The following is a 15,832-nucleotide window of genomic DNA, read 5'->3' on the forward strand; positions in this document are numbered from 1 at the left end:
GCTTAGTATTATAGTAATTTTGACTATTTATTATTACTGTGTCCTTTTCTTTAAGAAAATAAATATTAACTGGCCTGGAAGGATTATAATAATTGTATTTTTTTTAATTATTATAATAAATTTTAAGAATATGCTTGATTGGTTCCATTATTTTTTTAATTTGTAGCCATAAAAGGCATGAAAAGTGGAATGGAATATTTAATTTTAATTTGCAAATAACAGAAATAAAATGGTTGTTAAACACAACAGTTATATATTAAAAAAATTAAAAATTATGTTGTAATTTGCAACAGTTTGTGATATTATGGTATTGTTTAGAGGAGATATTAAGTGCAAGTCACTTCAGAGAAGAACATCTGTCAGTGTGATTTTACCTGCAGACAACATACATTACTTGCAGGGTACTGAAGAAATAGCAGAAAAGCCATATAAAACATTATATTTGCTGCATGGGCTTTTTGGTAGTGATGATATATTTTTGGCAAACACTACAATTCAGAAATTTGCAGAAGATCATAATATTGCAGTTGTATTGCCAAGTGGAGAAAATAGCTTTTATGTAGACCAGAAAGACTCTCACAAATATTATGGTGAATTTATAGGTCGTGAGCTTGTTGAAATGACAAGAAACATTTTTCCGCTATCTCATAAAAAAGAAGACACATATCTTGCAGGTTTTTCAATGGGAGGATATGGAGCTATTAGAAACGGATTGAAATATCATGGTACTTTTGGATGTATAGGTGCAATATCTGCAGCTCTGCTGAGTGATGATTTGCATAATTGGGGCGAGGGAGATGATTTACTCTCTTCAAGATCTTTTGCACAGTCCTGTTTTGGTGATTTGGATAAAGTAATCGGAAGTGACATGGACCCCAAATTTTTAATCGATGATTTGATAGCTAAAAATATTGAAATTCCAAAGATTTTCATGGCAGTTGGAGATAATGACTTCTTATATAATGAAAACATAGATTATTACAATTACTTGAAATCAAGAAATGTTGATGTGGAATTCAGATGCTCCCCAGGAGAACACACCTGGGAGTTTTGCAATGATTATATTAAAGAATTTATAGAATGGCTTCCATTATAAAAAGAGATGATAATATGAAAAAATTCGGTTTTGGATGCATGAGATTGCCATGTAACAGTGACAATCCTGAAGATATTGACATGCCTCAGGTATTTGAAATGGTTGATAAATATATTGAAAGCGGATTCAATTACTTTGACACTGCATACGGATATCATGAGGGATTAAGTGAAGTGGCAATTAGAAAGGCAGTTATTGAAAGATATCCGAGAGAAGATGTAATAATAGCTGATAAATTACCTGTGTACATGCTTAAACCTTCACATAACCTTGAAGAAATATTCCGTGAGCAAAAAGAAAGATGCGGTGTTGAGTATTTTGATTATTACATGCTGCACAATATTACAAATAACTTCTACAATGGAATTATTCCTCAGTTAAATTGTTTTGAGTTTGCAGAAAAGTTAAAGGAAGACGGATTTATCAAACACCTCGGAATTTCATTTCATGATGATGCAGACACTCTTGATAAAATATTAAAGGAACATCCTTCTATAGAATTTGTGCAGTTGCAGATAAACTATCTTGACTGGGACAATGAGGGAATTCAGTCAAGAAAATGCTATGAAGTAGCCAGAAAATACAATAAGGATATTATTGTAATGGAGCCTTTAAAAGGAGGGTCACTGGTAAATATTCCAGATGAAGCAGGTAAAATACTGACAGATTCAAATTCTGATTTGTCACTTGCATCATGGGGAATCAGATTTGCAGCCGGTCTGGAAGGTGTTTTAACAGTACTGTCCGGAGTAAGTACATTGGAACAGCTTGAAGACAATTTAAGCTATATGAAAGATTTCGCTCCATTAACTGAAGATGAACAGAAGGTTATTGGGGATGTTGTTGAAATTATTAATGATTCAATAGCTATTCCATGTACTGGGTGTGATTACTGTTTGGACGCATGCCCTACAAACATTCCAATTTCAAAGTTCTTTGCTCTTTACAATGATGTTAAACAATCTATTGAACTTCAGTTTTTACATTATTTCTACTATGATAATTTAGCAAGGAAAAATGCACCTGCATCTTCATGTTTGGAATGCGGGGAATGTGAAAAAAATTGCACTCAGCATATAAAGATTGCTGATGAACTTAAAAAGGTTAAAGACTTGCTGGAAGTTGATTTGGAATCTATGTTATGATAGCAAAGTATTTATAAATAATGCTATAAATGTTACTATCGGAAGAGTTTTACTCTTTCTGATTTTTGTTTAAAAGAATTTATCTGAGGTGATTGGTCATTCCACCACCCAACCCGATGGCTGATTGTCGGAATTCTTTTAGGTAAAAATTAGGTAGCTATACAATTACACCACCCAAGTATAGCTACCATAATTTAATCTAATTTTTTTCAAATTATTATATATATCATGAATAACTAAACTATAAATGTATATAATTTTATTTTTTTATAAAAATGGAGAGGATTTTTCTGACAAAGTATATTATTATAACTGGTGGGGTAGTTAGTTCTATTGGAAAAGGAATTACTTCTGCATCTATGGGTCGTATTTTAAGATCTTATGGTTTAAAAGTAGCTGCTATTAAAATAGACCCTTATTTGAATTGGGATTCAGGAACATTAAACCCTTATCAGCATGGTGAAGTTTTTGTAACTAATGATGGAATGGAGACTGACTTGGATTTAGGTCATTATGAAAGATTTTTAGATGTTGAACTGCCTGGTTTATCTAACATTACTACAGGTAAAGTTTATAAATCTGTTATTTCTAAAGAAAGGGAAGGTAAATTCTTGGGGGCTTGTGTTCAAGTTATTCCACATATTACTAATGAAATTAAAGAAATGATCAGGTTAATCTCTGATAATGGAGATTATGATGTTGTTTTAATTGAGTTAGGTGGTACTGTTGGGGATATTGAAAGCCAACCTTTCCTGGAAGCTTTAAGGCAACTTAGAAATGAAGAAGGGCATGATAATGTCATGTTTGTTCATGTTACATTTATTCCATACCTGAATGCTGCCGGTGAATTTAAAACCAAACCAACACAACATTCTACAAAAGAATTAAGAAGTATGGGTATTAACCCTGATGTTATTGTATGCAGATCTCAGGAACCGATTGATGATGCTTTAGAAGGAAAAATAGCTCATTTCTGTGATGTGGATCAGAAAGCTGTTGTAAACACTCCTGATGCAAGTACTATTTATGAGGTTCCATTGGTTTTAGAGGAAAATAACATTGGTGAATTAATAGTTAACAGAATAGGATTGGATATTAAACCGGATTCCTCAAAACTTGATGACTGGCGTAAAATTGTAGAATCTCTTAAGATTGAAAGTCCTGTTGTGAATATTGGAATTGTCGGTAAATATGTTGAGCTTGAAGATGCATATATCAGTATCAGAGAATCTCTGCAACATGCTGCAGCTAGTGCAGGTGTAAAAGCCAATATTATTTACATAAGTTCTGATGTTGACAAGTTGGATGAAGGTGTTATGGGCAATCTCCATGGTATTCTTATTCCTGGCGGATTTGGAGAACGAGGATTTGAAGGCAAACTTGATGCTGTAGATTATGCTATTGAACATAATGTTCCACTCTTCGGTATCTGTTTAGGAATGCATTCTATTGTAACCCAATTTGCAAGACGCAACGGATATCCTGAAGCTAACAGTGCAGAATTTGACAGCAATAATCCTCACCCAGTTATTGACATGATGGAAGAACAGAAAAAAGTTAAAAACATGGGTGGAACTATGCGTTTAGGTTCTTATGACTGTAAGCTTATTAAGGGAACTAAAACATATGAAGCTTATAATAAGGAAGATATTGCAGAACGTCACAGACACAGATTTGAATTTAACAATAATTACAGGAAAGATCTGGAAGACAAAGGTTTGATTATTTCTGGAGTTAGTCCTGATGACTTCTTAGTTGAAATTGTGGAATTGCCAAATCATCCATGGGCTGTCGGTTGCCAGTTCCATCCGGAATTTAAATCAAGACCGAATAGGCCACATCCATTATTTAAATCATTTTTAGAAGCTATTTGTGAGTATTCTAAAAACTGATTCTCTTCATTTTTTCATTTTAAAAACAATTTTACACTCTTATTTTCTAGCTAATTAATATATTTCTTAGTTTATACTAGAATTATGGATTTTAGTATTATATTTTTAGTTCAAATTATAGTTACATCTTTATTTTGTTGTTTGGCTGCAATTTTTGATGTTAAAACAGGAATTATATCTAATAAGCTAAATTTCTCTCTGCTTATTTTCGGATTAATTTCTAACCTGTTTTTGTCAGTTCTTTCTACTAACATTAAATACATTTTATGCTCAATAATTTCAATGTTTGTAACATATATAGTAACTTTGCTTTTTTGGAAATTAAAAATTTGGGGTGGGGGAGATGTAAAATTACTCACAGCTATTGCTACAGTTATACCATTTGGCATAAATATTAACTTTTTAAATATTTATCCTCAGCTATCAGTTTACCCCTTTTCATTTACAGTAATTATAAACAGTATTTTAGTAGCATTTCCATTTCTGCTGATTTTTACTGGTTATCTGGTATTAAAAAACACAATATTTAACTCAAATAAGGATATGTTATTTTCATTTTTAAATATAAATTCCATATCTCTATTTTTAAAGTTAAATCTAAATAAATTAATACTGGTTAAAGACCTGAAGGAGGGAATGATTGTCAATGACTATTATTTTAATAATGAAAAGATAGCTATTTTAATTAATGACATCAACGGCAATTTAAAAGTTTATAAAACAAAAGATAATCCGGATTTTGACTACTACTTCAAATCCCAAAGTGCAGGGGGAATAACCCTTCAGGATATGTATTTGTTAAAGATTATGAATGCTCAAAAAATCATATCCAACAACATTTCAATAAAAATAGGATTTCCATTTTCACCGGCAATACTTGCAGGATTTTTAATATCTGTTATTTATGGTGATTTGATGATGCTGTTTATAAAAAAGTTCTTTCTGGTGATGTGATGCTTAAAGAAAATAACGGCCAAATTTCAGTTGAATATCTCTTTATATTTGCAATAACTTTAATTCTTTTAACTGTTTTTACTCTGCCTTTAGCTAATCTGGCTATTGAAAAAACAACAGACATTTCAGATACCATAAATGTCAAATCCCAGTTATATAAAATAGCTGATGGAATTAATCAGGTATATGGTGAAGGTCAGGGTGCAAAACAAAGTGTTAATCTGGAACTTGATCAAAGCATTAATGTCAATATCTACAAAAAACATCTATCAGCAGGTGTAAAATTCAATGACCACTCATCTAAGCTGATTAAGGTAAATCATGATGGGGATGTTATCAGCGGAATTCTAAATTTAAATAAAGGTAAAAATACTATTGTTATTGAATGGCCTGCTGAGAGTGAAAATATATTTATCTCTAAAAAGTAAATTAATAATGTATGTGTGAGGTTAATTTATGAGTAATCTAGATAATGCTAAACTTAAAGAGTTAATGAAAATTGAACCGGAATCTATGAGTAAAGAAGAATATGAAAGTTTTGTATATGAATTTAAAAATGCACAACTTTTACTTCCTGTTGAAATATATTCTAAAACTCAAAGTGATGAAATAAATGAACCTCTTAGCTTTAAACCTGTTACAATTGAAGAAAATGGGTGCAAATGCATTCCATTATTTACCGATAATGTTGAACTGAAAAAAAACAATCCTCCAGTTTCTGTAATAGCTATTTTCATGAAAGATTTAAAGGATATGCTGGAAGATTCATCAGAAATTGATGAAATCATGATAAATCCGTCTAGTAAGGATACAGTTTGCATTGATTTGGATTCATTTTTTGACTTATTTGCCATAAATAATAATTCTAATGATTGGATTTTTGAAAAGGCCCGACCTTTAAATCAGGAAGTTAAAGTTTATTATCGTGAATTTGAACCTTTAATGAAAAAACAGGCTATTGGCGGTGTTTATTCTTCTAAAAATCCATTTAAAGCCAGTGTAAATATGCATTTTGAAGATCATATTCCTTATTTAAATGTTTTAATACTTCCAAAAGACACTAAAACTGTTTATTTGGGAGGTATGATGGATCCTGAAATGAGTTGCGATATTCTTCTAGCTCCTGAAACGGAATTTAAATTTATAAGTCAGGAAGACGAACATACAATGATTTGGAAGTGTGTTAATCAGAAATTTTATGATTGATTAATTCTTATTTATTCTTCTTTTTTTAATGGGATATAATCCATTATTCTATCCAAAACTTATTTAAATCACTTGTTATCTTAAATAGTAATATTTATTAATTGGCGCGTGAATTTATGGATATTTTAATTGCTATTGTATATGTTATTTTATTCCTTATACTGATGGTATTTGTTTTTTCTATAGGAATGTTAAAGCCATTTATGCCTAAAAAAGAAATAGTCCTTGTTCTTGTTGTAGCTTTTCTTATAGGTGCTATTGGTGGAGCATTTTTCCTGGAACCTTTATATGAAGAGTTTCCATCGGTTGTAGGCGAACTTGAAAAGAATGTTCCAGGAAATGAAGAAACATTATATTTGGATTTGTCTTCTGCCACAGATGTAGGTGAATTGGAACAGAATTTATCTAAAATTGAGGGTTTTAAGTCATTTAATGAAACTGGAATAACCTTTTTCTTATGGAGTTTTAATGACCGGGAATTATCTTATTTTAATAGTGTAATAGGCAATATTGATTCTCATTATGCAAATTATACAGTTGAACCTTCTGGTAGAATTAATATTACTTTAGAACCGGGTTACACATCTAGTTCTGCATTGCAATCATTTTCTGATTGGTATAAATTGGTTTATGGTGATTCTATTGCTTATGCTCAAATACATGCTAAGTTAGTTGTATCATCTGCTTCTTTAGAGGAATTTGAAAATGCTTTATTGGAAAGAGGAATTGTTGCAACTCATATTGAAGGACCAACACAGGATGTTATTAATCAGACTAATCAGTCAATGTTATCTGATAATGAATTTATAGCAGTTTCAGGGGTTGTTGGTGTAATTGTTTCTATTGTTGGAATTTACTTCGATGCAGTTGTTGTCAGTTATAGGAAATTCAAAAAGTTCCTTAATAAAAAGGTTAAAAGGTAGTATTTGATGAAAGTAGCTGTTTTATTTTCTGGAGGCAAAGACAGTACTATGGCAGTATATAATGCTTTAGAAACAGGAGAAGATGTTAAATATCTTCTTTCTATGAAATCTGTTAATGATGAATCTTACATGTTTCATGTTCCGAATATTCATATAACTGATTTGCTTGCAGAAGCATTGGATATTCCAATTATTACTGCACAAACTCAGGGTATTAAAGAAGAGGAACTTGAAGATTTAAAAATGGCTTTTATAAAACTTAAAGATTTAGGTGTTGAAGCTATATATACCGGTGCACTTTATTCAGTTTATCAAAAATCAAGAATTGAAAAATTAGGCGGTGAAGTTGGACTGGAAATTATATCTCCGTACTGGCATGTAGATGAACTTGAATACATGCGAAAGATTGTTTCTTTAGGTTTTGAAGTTATAATAAGTGGTGTTTTTGCTTATGGCCTTGATGAATCATGGCTAGGTAGAAAAATCGATGATAAAGCTATTGATGAATTAGTTGAAATCAACAAAAAAGTTGGTATTAATTTAGCTTTTGAAGGTGGGGAAGCAGAAACACTAGCTATTGACGGTCCAATCTTTAAAAAAAGAATTAATATTTTAAAAGATAAAAAAACATGGCATTTGGATAGTGGTTTGTATATTATTGAAGAAGCAGATTTGGAAGATAAATGAATTTAAAGTGTGGTGTTTTCTTTTAAAAATTCATTTATTTCTTTTTCATAGCTTTCAAGATCTTTTTCATTAATAATGATTTTATCAGATAATGAGATTACAGTTCCAATACCGAAATCCAATTCCATCTGGTCTCTTTTTAGGAAGTCTTCATAATTTTTAGAGTCATCTTCTCTGTTTCTTTCCTGCAATCTTTTAAAACGTATTGCAGGATTTGCAAAAATAGAAAGAATTATAAAATTATCAAAGTTTTCTTTAAACATTTTTACTTCAAAAGGGCTTCTGATTCCTTCTACAATAATTGTTGTAGCTAATTTGTCTTCAATCATTTGTTTGATTTTTTCAATAGTCAGCTGTGCTACAATATATTTTCCATGCTCTTTTCTAAGGTTGGTTGCAGTTTCCTTTGAGCTTTCTCCTCTTTTTTTAGCTTCTTCACGTATTATGTCTCCCATACTTACAACTACTGCTCCTTTTTTAGTTGCAATTTCAGACACTAAACTTTTTCCAGATCCAGGCAATCCTGATATTCCCATTATTTCCATTTTATATTCCTCGTTTTAATTATTTTTAAATAGTTTTAGTGATTCTTTAAGGTTTTCCTTGTTGTCAAAGTCATTTACCATGTTTATTAAAAGCTGTTTGTCCTGAGTTTTCAAGTCTTTAGCAATTTCTGTCATAAACGGAAATGCACGTACAACATTGTCTACAATTGAAATGTTTGAAGTTTGTGAAGTTCTAGATAAAGGATTCAAATCGATAGTGATTGTTTTTTTACCTGTTTTACTTAGAATTTCTGCTCTGTCTCCATCCTCTAAAGGTACAAGAACAGTGTCTGCTGAATAGATACCTGTTTTGCTGGCTGAAGCTCTTTCATTTTTAATGCTTTTCAGGTATTTGATGTCGTCATCTTTTGTTCCAAGTATTTGGCTGTATCCATGTTTCTTGTAGAGCTCAGTTATTTTTTCTACTCTTTCATCAGTTCTGTAAAACAAGTTGATTTCTATTTTGGCATTTACGGTTTTTGCAAATTGAATTACTTCATCAATAGCTAAAGCAGTTGTATTTCCATTTACGGATATGACGGGATTTTCAGATAACAATATTGTAGCTACTGCTGCATACATTGCTCTTTTAGCGGGAAATGTGGTTTTTTCACCAAGAAGATAGTCAAATGCTTCTCCTCTCCCATGTGCAATCATTGCAGAATCTGCCAAATATCCTTCCTTTTGGGCTTTAACTATTTTGTCTCTTAAAACTAATGATTCATAACGTGGATGTGATTTAGGTATCATATTCAAACCTCTTTATTTTAAATCTATTTCCATTTGTGCTAGATAACCTAGTAATGTAGTTGTAATGAGAGTTAATATAATCATAGAAATTACATGAATCGGATAATCGTCAATCAGGATATTTGTTTTATTGCGAAGTATAAAAAATACAAAATCACAAATAACATCCATTAAAATAAAGATTATTCCAATTTTAAATCCTTCAATAACTTCATTTTCATTTATATCTCTAATGTAGAGGATTCCAAAAAAACCGGTTACTACGATAATAGCTATTGGAGCAACAATATTGATGTATGGAATGTTGTCACTTATCAAGGGGCTAAATATTGCTGTAATTAGATATACAAAAAACCATATTAAAATTCCGTAGATTATACCTAATTTTAGCTTCATTATTGCAACCTTAATATTTTATATATTAACTAATTTTAATATTAGTTTTAAAATATTATTATAGTTTTCTAAAGAATTTTTTTTTAAAAATAGTATTTTTTGGGATTATAAGGCAAGTATTTGAGAGTTTCCTTGCCTTATAATGTGTTTGTTTTTACAAGTTTTTTAGAGAAATGAATTTTAAAATTGGCTGTTTTTTTATCTATCTCTGACTACTAATAATTGCTGAAGTTATTAGTAGTCAATTTACTATTGTATCAATCTACTATATAAACTTATTTATATTTTATTAAAATTCAATTATACTTTAATTAATAATATATACAATAAATGACTAAATTAATGTAAATGACACAAAGAGAAGAACACGAAAGGTATTTGTTGGAAGCGATATTGTCAGATTCAATATCTTCAGATAACCCTTCTGAAAAAGCTAAAGAAAAAGCTAGGAAAACTTCACCATCTTATTTTAAAGCATTGGAAGAAAATCTTCTAGTCAAATATGAAAATAAAAAGCTGTCAGATATTAACGGAAGTAAAATAATAGATACTGATGCTGGTGAAACATTATGTATAACTGAAAGTGAAAAAATAAACTTCAAATTAGCTGAAAATAATTTTAAACAACAGATGAACCACAATCTTAAATTACTTCCAAAAATAGGTGTTAAAACAGAACAAAACCTAAAAAATGCAGGATATGACACTATTGAATCTCTTGCTAATCATGACAGATACGGATCATATGCAGACAGATTCATAGCCAATATTGAAGAGATGTCATTTAAGGATGTTTTGGGATTACTGAATAAAAACAAGTACGGTAAAAAGTGCAGAGATAATTTAATTAAATGTGCAAGTATTCCTGATGCAGAAAACTTTAAATTTATGGATATTGAAACATTAGGTTTATCAAATGTTCCGGTTATTCTGATTGGTGTAGCTGAAATTAAAAACAATAAAATAACCTCTTCACAATATTTCTTAAGAGACATTTATGAGGAACCTGCAGTTTTGGAAGCTTATCTGTCTCATTTGGATGATGATTCTATTCATGTAACCTTCAACGGATCAATGTTTGATGTTCCATTTATTAAAAACAGATGCAGCTATTACAGAATGAATCCCCATTTGGATTTGCCACATCTTGATTTATTGTATTTTGCAAGAAATCTGTGGAAAGACAGTCTGCCGAACTGCCAGCTTCAAACAATTGAAAAGGAAATCTTTGGAATTGAAAGAAAAGATGATGTTCCTGGCCAATACATTCCGGGTTATTATCAAACATACTTGACTGAAAGGAATATAGGGCCGATAGTTCCGATTATAGAACACAACAGACAGGATATTGTTTCTCTGGCCAGCTTTTTAATGAAAATGTATGATATAGTAAATGAAAGCTGATGATTTTATAGATATGTTATGTTAAATAAACTATTTTTATTATAAAATATAATAAGTATCAAATGAGGAATTACAATGGGATTTTTTGATAGATTTAAAAAGAACAAAAACGCCAATAAAAAGGTAAAAAGGGTTGAAAGAAAAAGAAAAGCAATTGATAAACAGCCGGACATTGAAGAATCCCAGTTAGTTTTAAGAGAAATAGCTGTTAACAGTAAAAACAGACACGAAAGAGCACAGGCTACAGATTCAATTACAAATCAGTATGTAGCATTGGATATAGCTAAACATGTAACTGACAGAGCTATAAGATTAATAGCTGCAAATAAAATTCAGGATGAAGACCTTTTATGGGATGCAGCTGAAAATGCCGAGTTTTATGATGTCAGAAGCTTCGCTTATGAAAGATTAGGTGAAAACAATAAGTCAATAGCTGAAATTGTTATTAATCAAAAGAAAAACCAGCATGTAACTGAAATCTTTGAAAAAATCGAGGATGAAGAAACCTTAAAGGATATAGCTGTCAGTGCCGTTGACAGGAAATTCAGAAAATTGGCACTGGAAAAAATTGACACTCAGGAAATACTGGAAAGCATTGCATTTGAAGCTAAGGATAATGAAATTAGAAAAATGGCAGTCAATAAAGGCAACTTTTATAATGAGGATGTACTTCAGAAGGTAGCTGTTGAAGATAGAGATGACGGTGTGCGAATAGCTGCTGTAAATAAAATCAATGATGAATCTAAACTGGTTGAAATAGCTAAAAATGAGGAAAATACAAAAGTGAGAAATGTTCTTTTAAGTAAAATTGTAAATCCTGAATTACTGGAGGAAATTGCACTTACTTCCCAGACTGCAGATATTCGTCTTGACTTGGTAAAAAGGTTGGATAATGAGGATTTGCTTGAAAAAATAGCTTTGGAGGATAATGATACTGTTGTTAGAACAGAAGCTATTAAAAAACTTGATAATGAAGAGATTTTAACTAAAATAGCTAAAAGTGAAGCAGACCGCTTAGCCCGCCAGAGTGCCGTTAAAAAACTTACTTCTCAGGAAACACTGGTCAATATAGCTCTTGAAGATGTAGATTCATTTGTAAGAGCACATGCTATTAACAATCCTAATCTGACTGATGAGAAGTTGTTTGTTGAAATAGCTGTTAACACTCCTTTTAAAGAGACTGCTGATGAAGCTATTGAACATATCAGCAAAGAAGCTTCATTTATTCAGATTTTACATAATGCAAAATTAGAGGAAGTTAGAAAAGAGACTTTATCTCATATTGATGATATTAAAGTCCTGATTGAAATAATTAAGGAAAATGAAGATACCGAATTTTCTCTAAAAGCTTTAAATAAAATCGATGATGAGGATATTTTACTTAAAGTTTATGAGGCCAATATTGCAGAGGAATTGTCTGTAAGAGCTGTTTCTAAAGTAAAAACACAAAAGCCTTTAATTGAATTAATTAAAAATGAGCCTTCCTGGAGAGTTCGTGAAGCTGCTGTTAAAAATATTTCAAATAAGAAAGTTTTAAAGGAAGTTGCAGCAGGTGATGAAAGCGAATATGTAAGAAGCGTTGCAAAAAACAGAATTTAAAAAAGAAAATAGCTAAACTATTTTCTTATAAATAAAATTCACTTTCTTTTCTTTTGCTGAAATTAGCTAGGAATTTTTCTTTCATTCCTTCAAATAAGTCTCCGGTAAAGTATCTTGCATCTTCAGGACATGCATATATACAGGCAGTACATGCACTGCAAAGATTAGTATCTGTTTCTGCAGGGGCCATATCTGGAATAGCTTCTTCAGGACAGGATGAAACGCATTCGTAGCAGTAAACACATAATGATTCATCACATATTGGAGCTAATGGAACTTTTTTATATTCGCAGTATGGTTTATTGCCCGGAACTTCAATGTTTTCAAATTCTTCAGAATCTAATTTTTCTTTGCATTTTTCTACAAATTCATTAAGTTTTTCCAAATCTTTGCTGTCTGGTCTTCCTGTTGCAACATCTGTTACTATTGAGTGCTGACTGACTGTTGCACCGGTTCCCGCAATGTTAAATCCATTTTCTTTTAATATGTCGTTTAACTCAAGTAGTGCATCTCCGATATTTACATTTCCGTAGTTTACAATAGCTATTGCAGGAATATTTTCTCCTTTGAAGTTCATTAATTTTTTACTGGCTGTTTTTGGAAGTCTTCCAGCAAAAATAGGCATTCCTACAATTACTAATGTGTCATCATCAAATTCTTTAGGAGTATTTCCACTGGCTGCATTTAATAAATCATATTCTTCCTGTGTACCTTCGAATTTATTGGCTATTTCATCTACTATTTTCCTTGTTGTACTTGATGGGCTAAAATAGATTTTAGCAATTTTTGTAAATGTTTTCATACTCTCACCTTTGTTTTATTAATAATAATCATGTATTATTTAAATGTTTTGTTTAAATATTATTTAATATTTTATACTATAATTATATTTTTGTATAGTTTTATTTGGTATAAATTAGATTATCTAAACAAATTTTTGTTTTAATTTGCTTTTAAAGTGTTTTGTTTAGTTTGATAAAAAACTTTAAATGATATTACGACACATATATTATATTAATATGATTATGTTAGCATAAGAGGTGAAAAATATGGGTAATAAGAAAACAGCTATGGTAGGAACTCCTTGCCAAATTTTAGCAGCTACAAAAATTAATAGATATGAAGAAAAAACCGGCGGTTCTCCTATTGATGTTAAAATAGGTTTGTTTTGTATGGAAAACTTCTCATACCAGTATCTTAAAAGATATTTAAAAAGTCAGGGTATTGAATTATTTGAAGTTAAAGAATTTAGAATAGAAAAAGGACAATTTGTTGCATATTTAATAGATGGTAATGTATTTAAAATACCAATAGCTGAAACTGAACCTTTTACTCGTAAAAATTGCCATATTTGTACTGATTATACTTCTGATGTTTCAGATATTTCTGTTGGATCTGTTGGTTCTCCGAAGTATCAGTCAACTGTTATTGTAAGAACTGAAAAAGGTAAACAGATAATTGATGCATGTATAGCTGAAGGATACATTGAAGCTGAACCGATTTCCAAAAAAGGTCAGGAATTACTGGAAAAAATAGCTAATCAAAAAATCACTAAAAATACAAGGATTTACAAGAAACGGGAAGCTATCGGAAGACCTGTTTTATCAAAAAGACAAATATCTGAAGAAGAGTTTTATGATGAATGCAGCAAATGCCAATTTGATAACTTGCAAAACGATGTAATCAGTGTAGGAGCCTGTGTTTTATGCGGTGCATGTGAATATGTCTGCCCAATTGAAGCTATTCAGATAAACAACAGAAAACCGGTATCAATAAAAGAATGTGAAGAAGAATGTCACGCATGTTACTTTGCATGTCCTAGAACATTTATCAGTGATGCAATATATCCTGAAGGAATTGATGAACAGCCGTTAGGTGAATACCTTGAAATTTACTCTGTAAAAGCAGATTCAATTATGGGTCAAGACGGTGGTGTAGTATCAGCTATTTTAGTATACCTTCTTGAAAATGACATTGTTGATGAAGTTTCTGTTGTTGGTGAAGATAAAGATGCACCTTGGAGACCTGAATCTTATCTTACATCTAAAATCCAGGATGTTATTAAAGCTGCTGGAACTAAATACAGTACTACTACAATTGGATTTAAGGCATTAACAAATAAGAAGTAAATCTTCTTACTTTTACTTATTTTTTAAACTATTTATAATATAAAAAATACATTTATTTAGTGGTGATATGATGGAATTAATGAAAGAGCTTTCTTTAACTCCAGGTGTTTCTGGATCTGAAGAAAAAATAGCAAACATTATTAAAAGAGAATTAAAAGATGTTGCTGATTCTATTGAAGAAGACAGTATGGGCAATGTAATAGCTACTAAAAAAGGTGAGAAAAAAGCACCTACTGTAATGTTAGCTTCCCATATGGATGAAATCGGATTGATGGTTAGATATATTGATGAAAAAGGATATGTCAAATTCTCAACAATTGGTGGAATTAATGACCAAATGCTAATGAATCAGTCTGTAATTATTCACAGCAGCATTGGAGAAGATGTTCCGGGGGTTATCGGCTCAAAACCACCTCATGTTACAAAACCTGAAGAAAGAAACAAAGTTGTAAAAGCAGATGACATGTTTATTGATATCGGTGCAAAAGACCAGGAAGATGCAGAAAAAATGATTCGTATTGGAGATAAAATAAGTTTCAGAGCTTGGTTTGAAGAATATCCAAACGATTTAATTATGGGTAAAGCATTAGATAATCGTGTAGGCTGTTATGTAATGATGGAAGTTTTAAAAAGAGTAAACACAAGAGCTACTGTTTACGGTGTAGGTACTGTACAGGAAGAAGTAGGTCTTAAAGGAGCAAAAACTTCTGCATTTAAATTAAATCCTGATATGGCTATTGCATTAGACGTTACCTTATCTGGGGACCATCCTGGAATTAAACCTGAAGAAGCACCAGTGGTAATGGGTAAAGGTCCGGCTATAATTTTAGCTGATGCAAGCGGACGTGGAATCCTTACTCAACAATCAATTAAAGACTTGCTTATTAAAGCAGGTGATGAAAATGAAATTGATTACCAGTTAGAAGTAAGTGACGGCGGAACAACTGACGGTACAGCTATTCACTTAACAAGGGAAGGAATTCCAACTGGAGTTTTATCAGTTCCAACTAGATATATACATACTACTGTAAGTGTCTGCAGTATGAAAGATGTTGAATCAACTATTCAGTTAATTACAGAAGCTATAAACTCTTTATAGCTTTTTT

The 15,832-nt window shown here is 31.1% G+C and carries 16 protein-coding genes and 1 pseudogene; 13 read left to right on the forward strand and 4 right to left on the reverse strand.

Translation table 11 applies throughout. The features are described 5' to 3' along the window. The first annotated feature begins 304 nt into the window (after positions 1-304). The 9 genes and pseudogenes from ACMC9J_RS08595 (at position 305) to ACMC9J_RS08635 (ending at position 7,903) form a co-directional block, all read left to right on the forward strand. Entirely contained in the window at positions 305-1,096 is a 792-nt protein-coding gene (locus tag ACMC9J_RS08595; protein ID WP_427003245.1) for an alpha/beta hydrolase, read from the forward strand. A gap of 14 nt (positions 1,097-1,110) precedes the next feature. Beyond that, complete coding sequence (locus tag ACMC9J_RS08600; RefSeq protein WP_427003246.1) at positions 1,111-2,241, forward strand: aldo/keto reductase; 1,131 nt, start codon at positions 1,111-1,113, stop codon at positions 2,239-2,241. Between the two features lie 275 nt (positions 2,242-2,516). Further along, positions 2,517-4,133 carry a CTP synthase gene (locus ACMC9J_RS08605; RefSeq protein ID WP_304130230.1) on the forward strand — a complete coding sequence of 539 codons (1,617 nt, stop codon included), beginning with the start codon at positions 2,517-2,519 and terminating at the stop codon, positions 4,131-4,133. Between the two features lie 84 nt (positions 4,134-4,217). Then, positions 4,218-4,544, forward strand: a pseudogene (locus ACMC9J_RS08610) (prepilin peptidase); the annotation flags it as partial. Positions 4,545-4,769: 225 nt separating this feature from the next. Then, complete coding sequence (locus ACMC9J_RS08615; protein ID WP_304130280.1) at positions 4,770-5,087, forward strand: peptidase A24; 318 nt, start codon at positions 4,770-4,772, stop codon at positions 5,085-5,087. Beyond that, a complete protein-coding gene (locus ACMC9J_RS08620; RefSeq protein WP_427003247.1) occupies positions 5,087-5,515 on the forward strand; it encodes a class III signal peptide-containing protein in 429 nt (142 codons plus the stop codon). Before ACMC9J_RS08615 ends, ACMC9J_RS08620 begins: the two co-directional genes overlap by 1 nt. 28 nt (positions 5,516-5,543) lie before the next feature. Then, entirely contained in the window at positions 5,544-6,293 is a 750-nt protein-coding gene (locus tag ACMC9J_RS08625; protein ID WP_427003248.1) for an SseB family protein, read from the forward strand. 116 nt (positions 6,294-6,409) lie between these two features. Further along, the gene (locus ACMC9J_RS08630) at positions 6,410-7,216 is read left to right on the forward strand and encodes a hypothetical protein (RefSeq protein WP_019264081.1); all 807 of its coding nucleotides are present in this window, start codon (positions 6,410-6,412) and stop codon (positions 7,214-7,216) included. A gap of 6 nt (positions 7,217-7,222) precedes the next feature. Continuing rightward, complete coding sequence (locus ACMC9J_RS08635; protein ID WP_019264080.1) at positions 7,223-7,903, forward strand: TIGR00289 family protein; 681 nt, start codon at positions 7,223-7,225, stop codon at positions 7,901-7,903. Between the two features lie 2 nt (positions 7,904-7,905). On the opposite strand, the gene ACMC9J_RS08640 is transcribed toward ACMC9J_RS08635, so the two are convergent. Genes ACMC9J_RS08640 through ACMC9J_RS08650 form a run of 3 tightly spaced genes read right to left on the reverse strand, consistent with a single transcriptional unit; the run spans position 7,906 to position 9,594 of the window. Next, complete coding sequence (locus ACMC9J_RS08640) at positions 7,906-8,448, reverse strand: nucleoside monophosphate kinase (RefSeq protein WP_250416285.1); 543 nt, start codon at positions 8,446-8,448, stop codon at positions 7,906-7,908. 15 nt (positions 8,449-8,463) lie between these two features. Continuing rightward, a complete protein-coding gene (locus ACMC9J_RS08645) occupies positions 8,464-9,198 on the reverse strand; it encodes a 4-phosphopantoate--beta-alanine ligase (RefSeq protein WP_019266174.1) in 735 nt (244 codons plus the stop codon). 12 nt (positions 9,199-9,210) lie between these two features. Then, positions 9,211-9,594, reverse strand: coding sequence for a hypothetical protein (locus ACMC9J_RS08650; protein WP_019264077.1), 384 nt, complete (start codon positions 9,592-9,594; stop codon positions 9,211-9,213). 348 nt (positions 9,595-9,942) lie between these two features. On the opposite strand from ACMC9J_RS08650, the gene ACMC9J_RS08655 reads away from it, so the two are divergent. Together ACMC9J_RS08655 and ACMC9J_RS08660 are read left to right on the forward strand one after the other, a co-directional pair. Next, positions 9,943-10,998: a ribonuclease H-like domain-containing protein gene (locus ACMC9J_RS08655; protein ID WP_427003249.1), complete on the forward strand. Its 1,056-nt coding sequence runs from the start codon at positions 9,943-9,945 to the stop codon at positions 10,996-10,998. A 75-nt stretch (positions 10,999-11,073) separates the two neighbouring features. Continuing rightward, complete coding sequence (locus ACMC9J_RS08660) at positions 11,074-12,597, forward strand: flagellar protein (protein ID WP_427003250.1); 1,524 nt, start codon at positions 11,074-11,076, stop codon at positions 12,595-12,597. A gap of 25 nt (positions 12,598-12,622) precedes the next feature. Here the strand turns inward: ACMC9J_RS08660 and ACMC9J_RS08665 are convergent, their stop codons facing one another. Then, the gene (locus tag ACMC9J_RS08665) at positions 12,623-13,399 is read right to left on the reverse strand and encodes a 4Fe-4S binding protein (RefSeq protein ID WP_427003251.1); all 777 of its coding nucleotides are present in this window, start codon (positions 13,397-13,399) and stop codon (positions 12,623-12,625) included. Positions 13,400-13,646: 247 nt separating this feature from the next. On the opposite strand from ACMC9J_RS08665, the gene ACMC9J_RS08670 reads away from it, so the two are divergent. Both ACMC9J_RS08670 and ACMC9J_RS08675 read left to right on the forward strand, forming a co-directional pair. Beyond that, a complete protein-coding gene (locus ACMC9J_RS08670) occupies positions 13,647-14,726 on the forward strand; it encodes a Coenzyme F420 hydrogenase/dehydrogenase, beta subunit C-terminal domain (RefSeq protein ID WP_019264073.1) in 1,080 nt (359 codons plus the stop codon). A gap of 67 nt (positions 14,727-14,793) precedes the next feature. Continuing rightward, positions 14,794-15,825, forward strand: coding sequence for a M42 family metallopeptidase (locus ACMC9J_RS08675; RefSeq protein ID WP_004034092.1), 1,032 nt, complete (start codon positions 14,794-14,796; stop codon positions 15,823-15,825). Positions 15,826-15,832: the final 7 nt, after the last annotated feature.

The sequence above is a fragment of the Methanobrevibacter intestini genome (assembly GCF_047402955.1).
Lineage (GTDB): Archaea > Methanobacteriota > Methanobacteria > Methanobacteriales > Methanobacteriaceae > Methanocatella > Methanocatella intestini.